We start from the raw sequence: 20,505 nt of genomic DNA, 5'->3' as shown, positions 1-20,505 counted from the left end.
CGCGCCCCGCCGGCGCTAGCGAAATTTGGCGTGGTTCTCATCGCGGGTCTGCTTGAACTGGCCCGCGATCTGCTTCGCCCCCTGTACATCGCCGCGGTCGACCCGCGTTTGCGCCTGCTCGATTTGCCCTAACAGCGTATCGATCCCCCGACGATAGTCCTGCATTTGCGGGCTATCCGGCGCCTGCCCGCGCAATTTCGGCGGCGTCGCTTCACGGGCATCTTTTGCCGCGGCGTGCATATCCGCCAGCGCCTGCTTCAAGGTGTCAGGATTATCGGCATGGAGCACCGCACTGTAGTTTGCGGCGATCATATCCATATCCTCGCTCAAATCGCGCGCCGTCGCCGGTGCGGTCAACAGAACGGCCAGAAGCGGTAATAGTGCGGAGGACAACCTTTTCATACCGGCGGCAAAGTTCATGGTAAGCATCCATTGTTAACAGGTGAAATGGTCAATGATTGGAGCATTGGCCAGCGATCATCATCATCGGCGCCTGACGTCCATCCGCCCCCGTCACGCGTCATCAGGGATGAGAATTCATCATCACTGGCCGGCGATTTTCATCGCCGACAGCAGCACCGAGCCGCATTGGATATTACTGCGCGTTTCGGTATCGCTGCCGATGCTGACGATATTGCGCAGCATCTCGCGCAGGTTACCGGCAATGGTTATCTCGCTGACCGGATATTGTATCTCGCCGTTTTCCACCCAGAAGCCGGCGGCGCCGCGGGAATAGTCGCCGGTGATCGCGCTCACCCCTTGCCCCATCAGTTCCGTCACCACCAACCCGCGTCCCATTTGTTTCAGTAGCCCGGCGAAATCCACCCCCTGATGGGAGATGCGCCAATTGTGTATCCCGCCGGCGTGGCCCGTGCTTTCAAGGCCCAGCTTGCGCGCCGCATAACTGCCAAGCAGCCAGGTATTGAGCACGCCATCCTGGACGATGGCCCGATCGCAGGTCTTCACGCCTTCGCTGTCAAACGGAGACGACGCCAGCCCCTTTAGCAGGTGGGGACATTCGTGGATAGACAGCCAATCGGGCAGGATAGCCTTACCCAGTGAATCGAGCAGGAAAGTGGACTTGCGATAGACATTACCACCGCTGATGGCCCCCACCAAATGCCCAAACAGACCGGTTGCCACCTCGGCGGCAAACAATACCGGCGCCTCCATGGTCGGCAGCTTGCGCGGATTAAGGTGCGCCAGCGTGCGGCGCGCGCACTCCTCCCCCACCCATTGCGGCGAGCGCAAATCGTCGAAGGCGCGGCCGAGGGTATAGGCGTAATTACGTTCCATATCGCCGCCGCTTTCCGCTATGACGCTGCAGGAGAGAGAGTGACGGCTGCTGCTGTAGCTTTGCAGCATGCCGTGGCTATTACCAAAGACGCGAGTGCTGAAATGGCTATTGAAACTGCCCCCTTCGGTATGGGTGATGCGTTTATCGCTGTCGAGGGCCGTCCGTTCCGCCGCCGCGGCCAGGGCTATTCCGCGCTCGGCGTCAAGCTCGGCGGGGTGGAACAAATCGAGATCCGGCGCCTCAAACGCCAACAGCGTTTTTTCCGCGGGTCCCGAGGCGGGATCGGGCGACGTGTACCGCGCAATATCCAGCGCGGCGGCGACGGTGCGGGCAATGGCGTCCTGACTTAGATCGGTGGAGGAGGCGCTGCCTTTGCGCTGCTGATAATAAACGGTTATCCCCAAGGCGCCATCGCTGTTGAACTCGACATTTTCCACCTCGCCATAGCGGGTGCTAATGCCGATACCGGTGGTTTTGGTCACCGCCACTTCCGCCGCGTCCGACCCGGCGTGCGCCAGTTCCAGCGCCTGTGCGACCGCGTTTTCCAAAAGTGTGCGTTGCTGGGCGACCTGGGTGACTAAATTCATGGTTCCGCTATTATTCATAGAGCATTATCCGCTAGAAGGGATCTCGCCGCACGCCCGGCAAAATCGGATTATACGGTCAGCCAATCTGAAACCGCTGTTGCATCATGTCTTCAGTCTAACAGTCCGTAATGCATTTGGCACTGTATGCACGAAGACCCACGGGGATCGCGCGCTAACGCGCCTTCCTCGTTGCGCGAAGGGTGCCCGCGCTAGCCGCCGCGGCGCGCACTCCGTAGCGCGTTTCCGCCTCTCCCGCCGAAGGGGTGTGGGAATAAACGGCGTTTTGGCGTGGCGCGGTGAAATAATGCCATTGATCATCCGAAGCAACCTGCTAGGATGAGCCTCTTTTTAAGGAACCCCTATGAATAAACAGCCTGAAGAGTGGCAGGACCCGCAGTCCGCGCAGCCGCAAGACGATGAGCAGGACGAGATAATTTGGGTCAGCAAGAGTGAAATCAAGCGCGACGCCGAGGCGCTGAAACAATTAGGCGTCGAGCTGGTGTCGCTCGGCAAAAACGCGCTGGATAAAATCCCGCTGGACGATGATCTACGCGCAGCGATCGCGCTCGCGCAGCGCATCAAGCGCGAAGGCCAGCGCCGCCAAATACAGCTTATCGGCAAAATGCTGCGCGCCCGGGATCCGGAGCCTATCCAGCAGGCGCTGGATAAACTGAAAAACCGCCATAATCAGCAGGTCACCTTGTTTCATAAGCTGGAGGTGCTGCGTGACAAACTGCTGGCACAGGGCGACGACGCCATTGCGGATGTGCTGGAAACGTATCCGCAGGCCGACCGTCAGCAGTTGCGGGCGCTGGTGCGCAACGCCCAGAAAGAGCAGGCGGCCAACAAACCCCCGAAAACCGCGCGGCAGCTTTATCAATACCTGCGCACGCTGGCCGAGGCGGAATAACGCCGCGCGACCGGGCGCCTCGCCTGGGTTGCCGGCGGGCCGATGCTCGTCGCGTCTGCCTTGCGCTTATCGCCCCAGGGCGATGGCAATCACGCCCGCCTCAACGCATGCGCGCCGCTCGTATTCCCCTGCACGCCGGCCGCGTCTTATGCACATCGATAGCCGGTCTTTGCACCAGGCCGATGGCATCACACCCGCCGCAGCGCAATTGGAGCGCTAAGCCGCCCGAGGGCCGCCATCTTGGCCATCAGCGCCGCGAACGTCGCTCTGGCGCCGTGCCCCCCATCGGCGCGCGATGCCGTCAAGCGCCGCTGCCGTCGGTAAGCACATTGAAATGCAGCTTGCCCTGAAGCTCCTCTTCCGCTTCGTCAAACAGCAGTATCAACGCGCCAAAACGTCGTCTTTTCGACGCGGTTAAATGCAAAAATTCAATTTCTACCGGCAGCGGTAAATGCAGCATGACCATGCGCCACAGGCCGTCGAGGTTGGCGTCGTAAGGTTCGCTGATGGCAAATTGGCGATCAAAAGCGCGATAAAAAGCCGGCAGGTCGGCTATATGATTGAAATCGAAGGATACTTTCTCCATAAGGCGCTCTCCGCTAAGCCGGTTAAATTCCCCCCGTCAGGACGCCTAGGCGCCGCCCGCCAGCATGGACGGCCACCGGCGCCCTCAAAGTCCGCCGATATGCAGCGTTTTTACTTCCAGATAATCCTCCATGCCTAGCACCGATCCCTCGCGTCCCAGCCCAGACTCTTTTACGCCGCCAAACGGCCCCAGCTCGGTGGACACCGCACATTCGTTGATGCCGATCATTCCACTCTCCAGCGACGCCGCGACGCGAAACACCCGCGCCAGATCCCGGGTATAAAAGTATGCGGCCAGACCATAAGGGGTATCGTTGGCGCGCCGAATAGCCTCTTCCTCGTCGGCAAAACGGAAACAGGCGGCAACCGGACCAAAAGTTTCCTCGCGCGCCAGCTGCATATCATCAGTGACATCGGCCAGCACCGTGGGCTGGAAGAAATTGCCGCCCAGCGGGTGCCGCTTACCGCCCGTGACCACGCGCGCGCCCTTTTTCAGCGCATCGTTAACATGCTCCTCGGCCTTTTCCACGCCGGCGCGGTTAATCAGCGGCCCGACCACCACGCCTTCATCGGCGCCGTTACCCACTTTCAATTTTTCCACTTCCTGCGCCAGCTGCGCGACGAACCGATCGTACACGCCGTCCTGGATAAAGAAGCGGTTAACGCTGACGCACACCTGGCCCGCATTACGGAATTTATTGGCCATGGCGCCCGCCACTGCCGCCGGGATATCGGCGTCGTCAAACACAATATACGGGGCATTGCCACCCAGCTCCATGGAGATTTTTTTCATCGTACCGGCCGCGTTGCGCATCAAGGTTTTGCCTACCTCGGTCGAGCCGGTGAACGTCACTTTGCGCACCGTGCCGCTGGCCATGATGGCATCGCTGATAGCCTGGGTATCGCCGGCGACGCCGTTAAGGACACCGTCCGGCACCCCGGCCTGCTGTGCCAGCGCCAACAGCGCGAACGCCGACAGCGGGGTCGCGTTAGCCGGCTTGATAAGCGCCGTACAGCCCGCCGCCAGCGCCGGCCCCAATTTGCGAGTGAGCATCGCCAGCGGAAAGTTCCACGGCGTGATGGCCGCCACCACCCCCACCGGCTCTCGGGTGGCGAAAATGCGTGAGTGGGCCTTGGCGGGCGGTATGATCTCACCGTTGACCCGCTTGGCCTGCTCGGCGAACCACTGAATAAAGCTGGCGGCATAGGCTACTTCGCCGGCGGCTTCCTTGACCGGTTTCCCCTGCTCGGCGCTCATCAGTTTTGCCAGATAGGCCTGATTTTCCATAATGAGCTGATACCAGCGGTAGAGCATTTCCGAACGTTCTTTAGCGGTTTTAGCGCGCCAGGCCGGAAAAGCCTTCGCCGCCGCGGCGATGGCCGCAACGGTTTCCGTTTTACCCGCTTTGGCGACCCGGGCTAGCACCTCGCCGGTGGCCGGATTCTCCACGTCGAACGTGGTATCGGAGGTGTGCCATTGACCATCGATAAAATAGCCGGTGTTGAACAAGGTATGGGCCTTGAGCGTTGTGTCGTCTGTCATGGTGTCCTCGCAATCAAAGAGGTCCCCGCCGGGGGGAAAAAACGCTGTAAACTATCAGTATAGTTGCCGACGGCGGGTTCGCGCGGACGCGGCGCAAGGAAATACGTTACGGGAAGCGCCGGCGCTAGCCGCTCAGGGCGTGGCGGTAGCGTTGGAGGATATCGGTCAGGCGCGCTACCGATTCGATGATCTCCGGCGCGACTTGATAGGTCTCAAGCTTGTGCCGGTAAATGCCCATCTCTGTCAGTAATTGATCAAACTTACGACTGCGGCGCGGATCAGAGCGCGACACCAGCACCTGATCCGCGGTGGCGCGGATCTGGCGGTGCCAGGCCGAGAGATCTTCATTCACCGGGATATCCGCGCTACGCAGCCGCTGATGCGCCACGATCAGCAGCAGCGCCAGGCGATATTTGGCCACATCGCCCGGAAAGATGGCCATCAGTTGAAAAAGCTGCTGATACAACAGCGGCAAATGGTTGACCCGCCGGCGGGTCTTATTGGTGGACATCGCCGACACCGCGCCATAAACGAAGCGATTGAGCAGAATACGTCCCGCGCGCTGCTTCGAGGTATCGCGGATCAGTAAAATCACCAGCATCGCCAAAATACAACCGATAAGCTGGCCAATAGCGCTGTCGAGGAAGGTACTGACATTGAACGACATTGGGTTGGAGAGCACCAGGACATTGATAGTGCCCGCCAGGGTACCGAGCGTCCCCAAACGCCGCTTTTGTACTTCAATCCCGATGATAAACGCCAGAATACCCAGGGCAAGGCACAGCAGCAGCAGGCTCTGCTGGGTGGACGGCATGATAAGCATGTAATACAGCGCGCCAATAGGCAGCGCCGCCGACATGCCGATAACGAAGTCTTTCGCCACCATTAGCGGATTAGGCAGCCGCATCGCCAGCGACGTCACCACCGCCACCATCACCATACAGGCGCTGCCGGCGCTCCAACCGGTCCACAGCCAGAACAAACAGCCGAGCGCGGTGGCGATACCGGTGCGCAAACCGTTGATCATCGCGTGGCGCCCTTCGGCGGACGGCGCGGTGACCTCCTGCTGGGTGGTCAGCACCGACGCCTCGACGCCGCTTATCCGGCTGTTGCTTTTCACCCCTTTCATCAGCAGCAGATAGCGCGTCGCGCTGCCCACCCAGGTATACAGGGTCAGCGGCGTATCTCGGCTTGGCGTGGCGGCGATCACCTGGCGCATCAGCTTCATCCGGCGATGAATCGCGCTCACCGTGTCGGCCGGCTCGCTCAGCAGCAGTAGTAAATGGGATTTAAGGTAATCAGGGTGATTTTGTAAGATCAAAAAGGTTTCGCACGCCTGGGTAATCAGCGTGAGCGACAGGGTATTTATCGCCACCAGCCGCTGATTGCTGCGCTGCCAGTGGGCCGACTCCATCATGAGATTGCTGCGCATTCCCGACAGCACGTTGGTGGCTTTCACCAGCTCGCTCCAGGCGCTGTCCACCTCTTCTTTCGGCGCATTATTCACGCACAGTTGCAGTAGTCGATAATGATCGATCAAAAGCGTATCCAGCGCGCGATCGATATCGCGCTTGATGGAGCGCGGCGAAAAAAGGATATCGGCCAGGATGGCGCAAACAATGCCGAGGACAATTTCGCTCACCCGCTCAACGGCATACTGCGGGGTCATTTGCGGGAAGCTCTGGATACCGACGATGATAATGAGCGCGGTGTACCCCGCCAGACCGAAAGCGTAAGAGTTTTCCACCTTTACCAGCGAGGAAATCCACATGCACAGGCCGGCCCAGAGGCAGCTCAACATCAGCATCACCACCGGCGCGCGGAACGTCAGGATAATGATAACCAGCGCGCCCAGGCAGCCGATAAAGGTACCGATGATCCTCAGCATGCCGCGGTGACGGATCGCGCCCGCGAACGGTTCGCCGCCGGCTGCAAACGCCGGGCCGGCGGCGACGATGGCGGCGGTCAATACCGACCAGCGCGGCGTTTGCAGCTGAAAATGAAAGCCGAGGACCAACGCCAGCAAAATCGCAAACGTCAGCTTAAAGGCGAAGCGCCAGCGGAAGAACAGAGGTTGCAGCATCAGCGGGCCACCGGTTAACCGAACTCACGCAGGCGATGGATAAGTTGCATCAGCGGTGAGACCCGTCCGGGGTGGCCGTCGCGCCGGCCGGTAATCACCACCGTGGCCGTGGTCCCTGCCGGATAGAGATCCCCTTGTTGCTTATCAAGCACGATTTTTACCGGAACGCGCTGCGCCAGGCGAACCCATTCCAGATTGGAGTCGACGCTGGCAAGTCCTTTACTGTCCACCGCGCTGCTGCTGTTATTCACGCCGGCGGCGATACTGTCGACGGTGCCGGTGAGAATTCGGTTACTGCCAAGGGGGGTGATCTCCACTCGATACCCCGGCCGCACCCCTTCCAGCTTGGTTTCTTCCAGATACGCCAGCAGGTAGAAGGTATCTTTCTTCACCAGGGCCACCGCAACCGAGCCGCGGGTGATGAACTCGCCGGCGTGAACGTTCAAATTGGTCACCCAACCGTCCGCCGGCGCCCGTACTTCGGTGCGCGCCAAGTCCAACTTGGCCAAATTCCTCACCGCGATGGCTTTGGCCAACTGATGGCTGACGGTCGAAAAATCGTTACTGGCCTGATCGATCTGCTCCTGGGACATGGCGTTGGTCCCCAGACTACGCCGACGCGACGCCTCGCGCTGTTTCTCCGCCGCCAGCGCCTGGTAATAGCTTACGTCCGCCTCCGCCTGCGCCAGCGCTTCTTGAAAACGCGGTTTGTCGATGATGAGTAACAGATCGCCTTTCTTTACCTGCTGATTATCGCGAATAGGCACCTCGGTGAGCAAGCCGCCGACGTCCGGGGCAATGGCCACCACATCGGCGGTGAACTTGGCGTCGCGGGTCCAGGGCGACTCGGTATAAAACGACCAGGCGCGGAAAATAGCGATGGCGGCTATCAGCACCAGCAGCAGGGTGATAGCGACGCGGACGATTTTAGTGGCAAAGGTTTTCACGACGACCTCAAACGAACAAACAAGAAATCAGGTAAAAAACGCAACAATACAGTGCGGTATTGAATAAGGCCGGATGCCAGACAAAATCATAGATTCCGCTGGGCAGCAATAGCCTGCGCAGCGCGAAAAACAGCGCCAGCGAGAGGATCAGCTCGAAAAATACCGGAGGAAAGGACAGGCCAAAGATCACCATGACCGGAAGCAAACTCATACTTTTTCCTTTAACTGTAACCGATGTCGATTCCTGTGCCGCCTTTCGCCGCCTTGACAGGGATGTCGCGACAAAAGGCCGTCCCCCCCGGTCGCGCTCAGGATGAGTATAGAACCCCGCGGGGGGAATGATGACGTTTTCCGGGAAAGGGGGCGTTAGCCGAATGTGTACAGCCCGTTCAAATTGTTACTATTTATAAAAAGCCAATAAAACGGTAAACTATTTCAGGTTAGCGACCGCGATAAAGCGAATCGACATTGCTATATTACCCTGTACAATCCGTCGGTTTCAACATAACGTGATCTAAATCACTTTTAAGCCAGAGTGAATAATGGAAAGACTAAAACGCATGTTGATATTCGCCCGGGTGGTGGAGGCCAACTCGTTTACCAGCGCCGCGCGCCGGCTGCAAATGAGCGTCTCTTCCGTCAGTCAGACCGTGGCGAAATTGGAAAATGACTTGCAGGTAAAGCTACTTAACCGCAGCACCCGCAGTATCGGCCTGACCGAAGCCGGCAAAATTTACTACCAGGGCTGCCGGCGTATGCTGCAGGAATTCAATGAGGTGCATGAGCAATTATTCGCCTTTAATAATACGCCCATCGGCACCCTGCGCATCGGCAGCTCCTCGACGCTGGCGCAAAATGTTCTGGCGCCGATTACCGCCGAGATGCTAAAGGAGTATCCCGGCCTGTCGGTCAACCTGGTGACCGGTATTCCGGCGCCGGATCTTATCGCCGACGGGCTGGATCTGGTGGTGCGGGTGGGCGCGCTACAGGATTCCGGTCTGTTTTCGCGCCGGCTGGGTTCGATGCCGATGGTGGTGTGCGCCGCTAAAAGCTATCTGGCGCAGCGGGGTACGCCGGAAAAACCCGGCGACATGGCCAATTTCTCCTGGCTGGAATATGACGTGCGCCCGGACAGCGAGTTTGAACTCATTGCGCCGGAAGGCATTACGCTGCATTTGTCGCCGGCCGGTCGCTTTGCCACCAACGATTCGCAAACGCTGATCCGCTGGCTGACCGCCGGCGCCGGCATCGCTTATGTGCCGATTATGTGGGTCCTGGATGAGATCAAACGTGGCAATGTGGAAATTTTATTCAGCCGCTATCACTCCGATCCGCGGCCGGTGTATGCGGTGTATACGGCGCGTGATAAGTTGCCGCTGAAGGTACAGGTCTGCATTAACCACCTCACCGACTACTTTAGTAAGGTGGCGGATATGTATCAGACTTTTCGTCAGGACAGCGTCGGTTAAGCCGGGATGGGCTGTTGCCCGCCGTGTGGACGGCGGCGCCGACGCAAAGAGAGGCTTAAGGCGATATGCCTGAGGCTATCGTGGGCCCACCGCGTTCGACAGTGAGGCCCGAGACGCCCAGGAGGTAGCGGCGCCGACGTCAGCCGCGGCTTAGGCGGTACCGCCCACGGTGATTTTGTCCAACTTCAGCGTCGGCTGGCCCACGCCCACCGGTAAGCTTTGGCCTTCTTTGCCGCAAACGCCAACCCCTTTATCCAACGCCAAGTCATTGCCGACCATCGAGATTTGCTGCATTGCCTCGATACCGGAGCCGATGAGCGTTGCGCCTTTCACCGGCGTGGTCACGCGACCGTTTTCAATCAAATAGGCTTCCGAGGTGGAGAAAACGAACTTGCCGGAGGTGATATCCACCTGCCCGCCGCCAAAGTTGGGCGCGTAAATGCCGCGCTCCACGCTGGCGATAATCTCTTCCGGCGTCGATTGACCCGCCAGCATGTAGGTATTGGTCATCCGCGGCATCGGCAAATGCGCGTAGGACTCGCGTCGGCCGTTGCCGGTGGGCGCCACTCCCATCAGCCGGGCGTTAAGTTTATCCTGCATGTACCCTTTCAGCCGGCCGTTTTCTATCAGCACATTGTATTGCCCCGGCACGCCTTCATCATCGATGGCCAGCGATCCGCGCAGACCGGCGAGCGTACCATCGTCGACCACCGTGCATAGCTCGGACGCCACCGGCTTGCCCATCTGCCCGCTGAACACCGAGCTGCCGCGGCGGTTAAAATCCCCCTCCAGGCCGTGTCCCACCGCTTCGTGCAGCAGCACGCCCGGCCAACCGGCGCCGAGCACTACCGGCATGGCGCCGGCAGGGGCCGCGGCGGCGGAGAGATTCACCAGCGCCATCCGCACCGCTTCCCGCGCCCAGCTATCGGCTCGCACCTCGCCGGCCACCTCCTCCAGGAAGAAGTCGTAGCCAAAACGGCCGCCGCCGCCGCTGGCGCCGCGCTCGCGTTTGCCGTCCTGCTCGACCTGCACGCTGATGGACAGACGCACCAGCGGGCGCACATCCGCCGCCAGCGTACCGTCGGTAGCGGCGACCAGAATCTGCTCATACACCCCCGACAGGCTGGCCGTAACTTCCTGGACGCGCGCATCGGCTGCGCGCGCCGCTTTATCCACCCGGTGCAGCAGCGCGATTTTCTCCTCGCGCGGCAGACTGGCGAGCGGATCCAACGGCGGATAGAGGGGACGGTAAGCCACCGCACCCAAGGTATGTACCCGGCCGTTGCCCGCTTCACTGACGATGCTGCGCGCCGCCATCGCGCTTTGGTTCAACGCCGCCAGCGTGATTTGGTCGGCATAGGCGAAACCGGTTTTTTCGCCGCTTATCGCGCGCACGCCGACGCCCTGGTCGATATTATACGACCCTTCCTTGATGATGCCGTCTTCAATGACCCATGCTTCATGGTAGCTTGATTGGAAATAGAGATCGGCATAGTCCAGACGTCGTGCGCTCATCTGTTCCAATAAAGAGAACAGATGGTCATGCTGCAGTTGATTAGCCGAAAGTAAATGCTCACTGACTAACGTCAGACTCATAGGTGCTCGCTCTTAAAAAATGGATTTGACCCGCCACGGCGCGAATACAGGCATGCGTCATCTTTATAGACTGCGGCAATTCACCGTCGGCGTCAAATAACAGCCCGTTATTTCGACTTGGCCTCCTGACCGCGCGGCTGGCGCAGAACTTCCTGTATTTCCGGCGCGTCCAAGCTGCCGCTTATATGGTAGCGAATCAGCGATAACTTATTCCACAACGGCGCCAATACCTTGCTGGCGGCAAAAACCGCGGCGCCTACCACCGGGTTGATCACAAATGCCGTCGCCACCCCGACCGTGGCCGAAATTTCCGGCGCGATCACCGCTTCCATATCAATCTGCTGGCGGTTGAAATCCACATCGCCGGTCATGGCGATATCCGCTTCCAGGCCATCAATCAACAGATCGTTGGTATGCAAGGTGCCGTCTTTCAACCAGGCAGTGCCTTTGATCGAATCAAAATAAAACCCCTTGCCGAAAGCGTCGCTGAAATCAAACTGCAATTTGCGCAACAGCGCATCAAAGCTGACCAGCCGCAGGATGCGACCGGCGCTGCCGCTGCTGATATTTTCGATTTTACCCTTGCCCAATTGGCTATGCAGCACGCCGTTCAGACTCGCGATATCGGGCTGCCAGGGCGCCGCGCGCCAGTGCAAATCGTAATTCAGGTGAAAGGGCGCTTCGCGCAGCGGCGTATCCATGCCGAGATAATCCGCCGCGGCGCCGATATCTTTCCCTTCCAGCGTCCCTTTCAGCGACGTCCGGTTCTCGCGGCGGCTGCTGAGCCAGCTGCCCTCGGCGGTCAGCCGGGCGTTGCCGGTATCGATCACGCCGCCGGTCAGTAGCAGTTGATCCTGCTGCGGCTTGATATTGCCGCTGACGCGCCCCAGATTTTGGCCTTTAATCCAGCACTGACGGCAGGCGACAGCCAGCGCAGGCCAGTCAGCGAAACTCGCGCTGTCGTTGAGGCGCGCCGCCGTGGGGGACGACGCGGCATCGGCGCTGGCGTCGGCGAAGGCCGGGTTGTAGTAGAGATAGTCCAGATCGGCGCGCCACGGTGTGTTTGCGGTCATGGTCAGCGCGCCGTTAATTTCCTTTCCTTGCGCCGTCACCCTGCTCCCACCGGCCACGTTATTGCGGGTCAACGCCAGTTGATGCCACACCTGCCCGCCCAGCGTCAGGGCCGGGGTACGCAGCGTCAGCGCATCGGGAAAGCGAAAGCGTGCGGCCGACAGCGTCTCCCCGCCCGACGCCGGCGACTTCAGCAGCGCCAACCACTTTTCGCCATCGAGCGCCGGCAGCGACAGCGTCAGGCTTTTATCCGTCGGCAGCGGCGGTATCTTGCCGCCCTCCGCCCAGGCGCCGCGCGCCAAGGCGAGTTGGCGCCCCAACAACCATTGGCTATTGAAACTATTGCGGCTACCGGCATGGCCGCTTAACAGGAAGGCGTGCATGTCCCCCTTGGCGTTTACCGCGAGCGAGAAAGGCTGCCCGCCCGATTTATCCAGCGGCGGGGGCAAGTGACTGCTTACATTCTTCAGATCGCTTTTCACCGCGACCTCATAACGCGTTTCTCCCTTCAGCGGCAAAGCAACGGCGATGTCGCTTTGCCAGGCCGCGCGGCCGTTGACCGACGCCATCAGCGCGGCCGGCAGCCCGGGCAATTGATTAAGCGCCCAGTCCCCTTTCAGGCCCACGTTAATATCAAAGCCGGTGGGTTTTTCGCGGGTGGTGAAATTCACCGCTATCGGCTGGCCAAACCATTGCCCGTCAAGAGGGGCGCTATCCAAATTGCCGTTATTGTAATGGAAAGTGCCGCTTAGCCCCTGCAGGGTCGTGCCCAACGGTTTGATATACAATGAGTTATCTTTCAGCGCCACAGTGCCGGAGGCGGTCACCGGCTGACCGTCAAGAGGGATATCCAGATGCAGGTCGCCATTCACCGGCCCGCCGACCTCCAGTTCATCGAGCGTTTTGCCAAGCGACGCCTTCAGCGGCGTCTGGAGAAAATAGTCGCGGATGGCGCTGCCGGCGCCGCTGATGCCGGCATCAATTAACAATTTTTCTTTGGAATAGTCAGGAATACTGGCGGCGATATTGTGACCGCGAGCCTCGCCGAGCGCGGTTTGCGGCGCATGCATAAACAGGCCGTCGTTGACGAAATCCAGGTCGATATCCAGCTGCGTCAGCGCCGGCCAGCCGGGTTCAAACTGATATTCCGCCTGCTTGAGCGGCACCCACACCTCAAACTGGCCGTCGTTATGCTTAAACGGGAATCGACTGGGGTTGCCGGCAAACAGCAAAGTGGCATTCTCTACCCGGCCGCCTTTAAGCGCGCCCGTCAGATAGTCCACCAGACGGGTCCCCATCAGCGGCTCTGGGAAATAACGCCAGGCGTCGGCGGCATTATCCAGGCGCAGACCGGCGAGAATGTCCAGCCAGGGCTCGCCTTTCACCGGTTTATGGAAGTAGAAATCGCCGTTGGCCCAAAGCGATCGCGCCTGGGCATCGATGTTGCGTCCCCATAATACCAGCCCGTCCTGCGGGTTGTGGCGCCAGTCAAAGGTTGCGCGAGCGCGGGATAGGGCCAGCGGCGCGCGGAACATGCTCTGATAGGGCAGCGTGCTGTCGTCCAGCGCGAGCTGCAGCCGCCCCGCGGCCAGCGAGCCTTCTGCCTCGCCAGAAACATGGTCCGCCCCCGGCAGCAACTCCCAGGGCTGCCAACCGAGATCGCGCCAGCGCGCCTGAAAACGCGTAGCGCCGGCGTCGCTGAGCGGAATGTCCAGCGCCAGCGCGGAAAGCTCGCCGCGCGGTTGCAGGTCGTGCCAGCGTGCACGCAGCGTCGGCGTCACCGCCGAGATAAGCGGCAGCAACGGGGTGAATCGCTCCAACGCCAGCCCGCTGGCGCGTAGGCGAATCTCACCTTCCCGGTCAGGGAAAAAGAGCTGCCGTTTCGCCGGCAGCCAGAAAAGCGACAGCGCGGCGGGCGCCCAAGATTGGCCATCGGTGGCGATAGTCAGCGCCGGCACATCCATCTGCCAGGCATCCTGCCGCTTGCTGAGATGGAGCGCCAGTTGATTGACGTCAAGCCGGTGCGTCTGGTCGCCGTCCTGCCATAGCGCCGCGCCCCGGCTCAGCAGCGCATCCGCCCCGGCAATTTCGCCGTTTTCGAGGGTAAGCCAGGCCGCCAGACTGAAATCGGCGCTTTGCAGGCCGGTATGACTTTGCAGCAGTTGGCTAAACCACGGCTTGAGATCGACATCCTGAGCCTTGAGATACACTTTGCCGTTATCCAGCAACCCCTGCTGATCGTGCAGATCCATTCGTACATCGATCGCGCCCTGCTGCACATCGGTATTCGATAGGCTTATCTTGCCTTCCGCGCGGTGGCGGTTGGCGGTATTAAGCCAGGTGAGCTGCGGCACGGAGAGCCGGGTTCGTTCGCCCGAAGGGGTTAAAAAGGTGATCTGGCTACCGCGCAGGATGAAATGATCGAACTGGCGCAGAAAAAGATTGGAAAGACGATCGGAGCTGATGGGGCTACCTTGATGATCCCGACCCATCAGCGTGGTATTCAGATCCAGTTGCAGGCGATAAAAGGTCACGTCGCGGAACTGCCAACGCCAGTGCAGCAAGGATTGCCACACGTCCAGCGCCAGCGTGGCGCGCTGCACGTGCAGCCGCTCATCGGCGGTAGTGGCGTCAATCCCCCCGATATCCAGCGTCGGCCCAAAGGATTGCCAGCTGCCGTGCAACTGCCGCAGTTGGATATCGGCATCGAAAGCGCGATTCAATACGGAGACTATCTGCGGACGAAAGCTGTTCAAGTGCGGCAAAGCCAGACGCAACCCGCTGACCGTCAACGCCACCAGGACGATCAGGGTGGCGCCAATCGCCATCAGTATCCCCGGTAGTCGCTTCACGCCTGTCTCCTTGCTTGCTGTTGCGCGGCCGTCGCGTCCGACGTGACGGCTTTTACTGGTTACAGATCTGCCTGGCGGCAACGGCTTACATCATCACCACATCGAACTGTTCCTGGCTGTAAAGCGGCTCTATCTGGACTTTCACCTGCTTGCCGACGAAAATTTCCACCTCGGCCAGCGCGTGAGATTCATCGCTTTTCAGCGCTTCACCTACCGCAGCCGACGCATAGACCAGAAAACGATCGGAGTCGTAAGCATGGTGCACGCGCACGATTTCGCGCATGATTTCATAGCAAACCGTTTCAATGGTTTTCACCGTCCCGCGGCCGTGACAGGTAGGACACTCGCTACACAGCACATGTTCAATACTTTCACGCGTGCGTTTGCGCGTCATCTCCACCAGTCCCAATTGTGAAAACCCATTGATACCGGTTTTCACCCGATCTTTACTCAGCGCCTGCTCAAGGGAATGCAGCACCCGCCGACGGTGCTCCTCATTGCCCATATCGATAAAATCAATAATGATAATGCCGCCGAGATTACGCAGCCGCAGCTGGCGCGCAATGGCCTGCGTGGCTTCAATATTGGTGTTGAAGATCGTTTCGTCGAGATTGCGGTGGCCGACAAAGGCGCCGGTATTGATATCGATAGTGGTCATCGCTTCGGTTTGATCAATGATCAGATAGCCGCCGGATTTAAGCTCGACCTTACGCTCAAGGGACCGCTGAATTTCATTTTCTACATCATAGAGATCAAAGATCGGTTGCTTGCCGCTGTAATACTCCAGCTTGGCGGTCATTTCCGGAATATATTCGGCGGTAAACTCCAGCAGCAATTCGTGCGTCAGCCGTGAGTCGACCCGGATACGGTCCAGCGCCGCCCCGGCGAAGTCACGCAATATGCGCTGGGCGAGGGCCAACTCGCCATACAGCATATAGCGGGTCTGATTGCGGCGCTTGCGCTCCATGACTTTTGTCCACAGCCGTTTGAGAAAGGCGGCGTCCTGAGACAGCTCTTCATTGCCGATGCCTTCGGCGGCGGTACGGATGATAAAACCGCCCTGCTCGTCGCAGTAGTGCGCCACGATCTGTTTTAAACGCTCACGCTCCGCCTCGCTGTCGATACGCTGCGACACGCCGACGTGGGCGGCCCCCGGCATAAAGACCAAATAGCGCGACGGCAGCGTAATATCGGTGGTCAGCCGCGCCCCTTTTGTTCCGAGGGGGTCTTTCACCACCTGCACCATAATATCCTGCCCCTGGCGCACCAGCTCGGCGATATCGCGCACCTGAAAATTCTTTTGTTCTTCGCCGGCCACGCATTCGGTATGAGGCATAATATCCGAGGCGTGCAGGAAGGCGGCTTTATCCAGCCCGATATCGACAAACGCCGCCTGCATGCCCGGCAGCACGCGGCTCACCCGTCCTTTATAGATATTACCGACAATGCCGCGCCGCGCTTCCCGCTCGATATGGATCTCCTGCAGGATGCCGCCGTCGATATAGGCAACCCGTGTTTCGGAGGGCGTGATATTGACCAGTAATTCAGCTGTCATAGATTCCTCTTGCTCAAGCCAGAGCGTTGAATTCACCGAGCAGTTCCCAGGTTTCCACCAGCGGCAGGCCCACCACGGCGGGGTAGCTGCCGTGAATTGAGCGCACGAAGGCGCCACCCTTTCCCTGAATACCATAGGCGCCGGCCTTGTCCATCGGTTCCCCGCAAGCGATATAACGCGCGATCTCGTCAGAGGTCAGCACGCGAAAGGTCACCTCGGTCACCACCAGACGGCTCGCAACCCGCGCGGCGTCGGCCAGCGCGACCGCGGTCATCACCTGATGACGCTGGCCGGAAAGCTGCGTCAGCATCTGCCGGGCGTGTTGCACATCGCGCGGCTTCTCCAGCACCTGCCGGTTAAGGACCACAATCGTATCAGCGCCCAGCACCGGCCGCGGTTCCGGCGCGCAGGCCAGGCCGGCGCAGGCCTTATCGCGCGCCAGCCGCTGCACGTAGTCTGCCGCGCTTTCGCCAGCGCGGCGGCGCTCCTCCACCGGGGCGCTAATCACCGCAAAAGGAACATCTAGCTGCGCCAGTAATTCCCTGCGCCGGGGCGAGCCGGACGCCAGATATATCGCCTTCATCGCGGTTTCCTTTTCTCGCTACTGCACGGCAAATTGACGGCGTATTTTGCGCATCAGCAGGAACAACCAGGGCCACAATACGCCATCCACCACGCTGCTCCAGAATATTTCCGGGCGGAATGAAATATTGATCACCAAAAACTCCGCCCAGAATACGATCACCTGCGTTGTTAATGACAGCAGTATCACAATCAGCGCCTGTTGCCAAAGGGCCATGTTGCGAAATAACTGAAATTTGAACACCACCAGATACGCGAGAATACTGAACGCCAGAGCACGCACCCCCAGGGTTGAGCCGAGAATCAGATCCATTATCAGCCCGAGGATAAAACCGGTGCCCACATTGACCCGGTGCGGCAGCGCCATCACCCAGTAAATGAGCAGCAAATTAAGCCAGGAGGGACGAAAAAGGTACAGCTGCGGCGGCCACGGCATGATTTGCAGAACAATCGCGATGAGGAAGGAGAGCCAAATAATCCAGCCACCGTGGCGGTGATAGCGGTTCATTGTCCCTCTCCCGCGCCGCCAAATAGGGGCCGCCGCGGCGGTGTGGCGTTTTGGGGAGCGCCAGAGGCGTCCTGGCTGGCGCCGTTGCTTCCGGCACTCGCCGCGCGGCTGGTGCCGCTGGCCGGACGTTCTGCGCGAGGGGCGCTTTCACCCACGCGGCGGGTCACGTCAGCGCGGGCGCCCTCTCTCTGCTGACGCGACGACGCCGAGCTGCCGTGAGCATCGCCCTCTCTCGCCGCTGCGCCGCGATTCGCCGCGCCGGCAGAAGGGGTTGCGCCCTCCGCTGTGCCGCGATTCGCCGCACCGCCTGAAGGGGTTGCGCCCGCCGCTGCGCCGCGAGTGCCCGCACCGCCTGAAGGGGTTGCGCCTGCCGCTGCGCCGCGATTCGCCGCACCGCCTGAAGGGGTTGCGCCCGCCGCTGCGCCGCGATTCGCCGCGCCGGCAGAAGGGGTTGCGCCCGCCGCTGCGCCGCGAGTGGCCGCACCGCCTGAAGTGGTTGCGCCCGCGCTGTCCGGCGACGAGCCGCTCGCGGCGGGCTGGGCCACGGCACCGGCCGGCGGCGGCGGTCCCATAGCGTCAGGCGGCGGCAGCACCTGCGGCATCATTTGCATCAAGCGTTCATTAGCCACCCTATGCACCTCGTCAGGCGGCAGCGGCACCTCGCCGCGCGGATCGGCGCCCCACAGCAGCAGCAAATAGCGCAGACGCTGTAGGCCGGCCGTGGGGCGTGCCTGGATGACGGTATAGGCGCGCTGCGTATCGACTTTCACCGAGGAGACAACCGCCACCGGATACCCTTCCGGGAAGCGCCCCCCCAAACCGGAAGTCACCAGCACGTCGCCGACGCGAATGTCGGTATTGCCCGGCAAATGCTCCAGCTGTAAATCCTCGGTACAGCCATTACCGGCGACGATCACACGAATATCGTTGCGCAGCACCTGTATCGGCAGCGCGTGGGACGCATCGCAAATCAGCAGCACCCGGCTGGTGAGCTTGCTGGTGGCGATCACCTGGCCTACCACCCCTTTGTCGCTGATGACCGGCTGGCCCACATAAACGCCATTATCCAGCCCTTTGTCGATCACCACCTGATCGCTATAGGGATCGGTACTGGTGGAGATCACCTGGGTGACCATTTTCTGTTCATCCTGGCGCAGCGGCGACCCCAGCAGCTCGCGCAGCCGGGCGTTTTCCTGCTTGTACTGGCCCAACAGCAGCTGCTCGCTGTTCTTCAACAGCAACTCCTGGCGCAGCGCCCGGTTTTCCAGCGCCAACTGGGCGCGGGTCGCCAGCGTCTGCGACACATTATCCAGCATCTGGCGCGGGCCATTGGCCAGAAAATAGAAGGGACTGACGGCCGTATCCATATAGGTCCGGATTTTAACGAACGTCCCCAGCCGGCTGTCGGCGATAATGACGGCGATAGCCACCATGACCGCCAGAAAAAGTCGCAGTTGCAGAGAAGGGCCTCTGCTGAAAATCGGCTTCATAAACTAGGCATTTTCCTCAACAAAAAAGGGGGGCGCCGTCCGGGACAGCCCATTGCAGCATTTACCCGGACGGTTCCCCCCTTTTCGAGGCAGGTTATTCTTCGCTGAACAAATCACCGCCGTGCATATCGATCATCTCCAGCGCCTTGCCGCCGCCGCGGGCGACGCAGGTAAGTGGATCTTCCGCCACCACCACCGGAATGCCGGTTTCCTCCATCAGCAGGCGATCGAGATTACGCAGCAGCGCGCCGCCGCCGGTAAGCACCATGCCGCGCTCGGAAATATCGGAAGCCAGCTCCGGCGGGCACTGTTCCAGCGCCACCATCACCGCGCTCACGATACCGGTTAACGGTTCCTGCAACGCTTCGAGGATCTCGTTCGAGTTCAGAGTGAAACCGCGCGGCACGCCCTCGGCCAGATTACGGCCGCGCACTTCAATCTCGCGCACCTCATCGTCAGGATAGGCGGAACCAATGCCGTGTTTGATCCGCTCGGCCGTGGCCTCGCCAATCAGCGAGCCGTAATTGCGGCGCACATAGTTAATAATAGCTTCATCGAAGCGATCGCCGCCAATACGCACGGAAGAAGAGTACACCACGCCATTGAGCGAGATGACCGCGACCTCGGTGGTACCGCCGCCGATATCCACCACCATTGAGCCGGTAGCCTCGGAGACCGGCAGGCCGGCGCCGATCGCGGCGGCCATCGGTTCTTCGATCAGAAAGACTTCACGCGCGCCCGCGCCCTGGGCGGATTCACGAATCGCGCGACGTTCCACCTGGGTCGCCCCCACCGGCACGCACACCAGCACGCGCGGGCTGGGCCGCATGAAGCTGTTGCTGTGGACCTGTTTAATGAAGTGTTGCAGCATTTTCTCGGTAACGAAGAAGTCGGCGATGACGCCATCCTTCATCGGCCGGATGGCCGCGATGTTGCCGGGCGTACGCCCCAGCATCTGCTTCGCTTCATGGCCGACGGCCGCAACGCTTTTCGGCGAACCGGCTCGGTCCTGACGAATGGCTACGACGGAAGGTTCGTTCAGGACAATGCCCTGTCCTTTCACATAAATGAGGGTATTGGCGGTACCCAGGTCGATGGACAAGTCATTGGAAAACATGCCACGAAATTTTTTAAACATAACTGAAGGATAATCCTGCAAGCTGGGGCGAAAAATGAAATCCGCCTACTTTACCAACCACGAGAAGCAGCGACAAGGCGTAAAAACGCGCGACTTCTATGAAAAATACGTCCCCGTTAACATTCCCACTAACCGAAGAAAATTCCTCTGCGGATTTTAGTCAGGCGAAGTGCGAGATTATCACTTATGCTGACGTCCAATATAACGAATATGAGGGTCAGAATCGTGTAAATTGACCTATTCGTGCATTGTGAGCGCCTACTAACGTGTGAGGCTGTTGAGGCGTATTGTA

At 60.0% G+C, this 20,505-nt stretch carries 15 protein-coding genes and 1 pseudogene; 2 read left to right on the top strand and 14 right to left on the bottom strand.

Annotated elements, in window-relative coordinates:
- Positions 1–15: 15 nt before the first annotated feature.
- Both cybC and pmbA read right to left on the bottom strand, forming a co-directional pair.
- Complete coding sequence (gene cybC / locus SANT_RS02605) at positions 16–420, bottom strand: cytochrome b562 (RefSeq protein WP_335328934.1); 405 nt, start codon at positions 418–420, stop codon at positions 16–18.
- 123 nt (positions 421–543) lie between these two features.
- Entirely contained in the window at positions 544–1,884 is a 1,341-nt protein-coding gene (gene pmbA, locus SANT_RS02600) for a metalloprotease PmbA (protein ID WP_025420742.1), read from the bottom strand.
- Positions 1,885–2,245: 361 nt separating this feature from the next.
- Here pmbA and yjgA point away from each other — a divergent pair, with 361 nt between their 5' ends.
- Positions 2,246–2,794, top strand: coding sequence for a ribosome biogenesis factor YjgA (gene yjgA, locus SANT_RS02595; protein WP_025420741.1), 549 nt, complete (start codon positions 2,246–2,248; stop codon positions 2,792–2,794).
- 301 nt (positions 2,795–3,095) lie between these two features.
- Here the strand turns inward: yjgA and SANT_RS02590 are convergent, their stop codons facing one another.
- From SANT_RS02590 to aaeX, 5 genes are all read right to left on the bottom strand, one after another.
- Entirely contained in the window at positions 3,096–3,380 is a 285-nt protein-coding gene (locus SANT_RS02590) for a barstar family protein (RefSeq protein WP_025420740.1), read from the bottom strand.
- Between the two features lie 84 nt (positions 3,381–3,464).
- Positions 3,465–4,922 (bottom strand): NAD-dependent succinate-semialdehyde dehydrogenase, encoded by a 1,458-nt coding sequence (locus tag SANT_RS02585; RefSeq protein WP_025420739.1) that lies wholly within the window; start codon positions 4,920–4,922, stop codon positions 3,465–3,467.
- Positions 4,923–5,046: 124 nt separating this feature from the next.
- Positions 5,047–7,005, bottom strand: coding sequence for a p-hydroxybenzoic acid efflux pump subunit AaeB (aaeB, locus tag SANT_RS02580; RefSeq protein WP_025420738.1), 1,959 nt, complete (start codon positions 7,003–7,005; stop codon positions 5,047–5,049).
- Between the two features lie 14 nt (positions 7,006–7,019).
- Positions 7,020–7,952 (bottom strand): p-hydroxybenzoic acid efflux pump subunit AaeA, encoded by a 933-nt coding sequence (gene aaeA, locus SANT_RS02575; protein ID WP_025420737.1) that lies wholly within the window; start codon positions 7,950–7,952, stop codon positions 7,020–7,022.
- Between the two features lie 7 nt (positions 7,953–7,959).
- On the bottom strand, positions 7,960–8,163 hold the full coding sequence (gene aaeX, locus SANT_RS02570; protein ID WP_025420736.1) for a p-hydroxybenzoic acid efflux pump operon protein AaeX: 204 nt from the start codon (positions 8,161–8,163) through the stop codon (positions 7,960–7,962).
- 331 nt (positions 8,164–8,494) lie between these two features.
- Here aaeX and aaeR point away from each other — a divergent pair, with 331 nt between their 5' ends.
- Positions 8,495–9,421: an HTH-type transcriptional activator AaeR gene (gene aaeR, locus SANT_RS02565; RefSeq protein WP_025420735.1), complete on the top strand. Its 927-nt coding sequence runs from the start codon at positions 8,495–8,497 to the stop codon at positions 9,419–9,421.
- Between the two features lie 150 nt (positions 9,422–9,571).
- Here the strand turns inward: aaeR and tldD are convergent, their stop codons facing one another.
- The 7 genes and pseudogenes from tldD to mreB all read right to left on the bottom strand — a co-directional run bounded on the left by tldD (position 9,572) and on the right by mreB (position 20,213).
- Entirely contained in the window at positions 9,572–11,017 is a 1,446-nt protein-coding gene (gene tldD, locus SANT_RS02560) for a metalloprotease TldD (protein WP_025420734.1), read from the bottom strand.
- Positions 11,018–11,124: 107 nt separating this feature from the next.
- Complete coding sequence (yhdP, locus tag SANT_RS02555; protein ID WP_025420733.1) at positions 11,125–14,940, bottom strand: AsmA2 domain-containing protein YhdP; 3,816 nt, start codon at positions 14,938–14,940, stop codon at positions 11,125–11,127.
- Between the two features lie 85 nt (positions 14,941–15,025).
- Positions 15,026–16,495, bottom strand: coding sequence for a ribonuclease G (gene rng / locus SANT_RS02550; RefSeq protein ID WP_025420732.1), 1,470 nt, complete (start codon positions 16,493–16,495; stop codon positions 15,026–15,028).
- Between the two features lie 13 nt (positions 16,496–16,508).
- Entirely contained in the window at positions 16,509–17,078 is a 570-nt protein-coding gene (locus SANT_RS02545; RefSeq protein WP_038668138.1) for a Maf family protein, read from the bottom strand.
- Between the two features lie 18 nt (positions 17,079–17,096).
- The gene (gene mreD, locus SANT_RS02540; RefSeq protein ID WP_025420731.1) at positions 17,097–17,585 is read right to left on the bottom strand and encodes a rod shape-determining protein MreD; all 489 of its coding nucleotides are present in this window, start codon (positions 17,583–17,585) and stop codon (positions 17,097–17,099) included.
- A gap of 533 nt (positions 17,586–18,118) precedes the next feature.
- Positions 18,119–19,075 (bottom strand): annotated as a pseudogene (gene mreC, locus SANT_RS02535) (rod shape-determining protein MreC); the annotation flags it as partial.
- Positions 19,076–19,169: 94 nt separating this feature from the next.
- Positions 19,170–20,213 (bottom strand): rod shape-determining protein MreB, encoded by a 1,044-nt coding sequence (gene mreB, locus SANT_RS02530; protein ID WP_011410020.1) that lies wholly within the window; start codon positions 20,211–20,213, stop codon positions 19,170–19,172.
- Between the last annotated feature and the right edge of the window lie 292 nt (positions 20,214–20,505).

The sequence above is a fragment of the Sodalis praecaptivus genome (genome assembly GCF_000517425.1).
GTDB lineage: Bacteria > Pseudomonadota > Gammaproteobacteria > Enterobacterales > Enterobacteriaceae > Sodalis_A > Sodalis_A praecaptivus.
The sequence above is the reverse complement of the archived record's forward strand: the minus strand, read 5'-3'. Positions and strand labels throughout refer to the sequence as shown.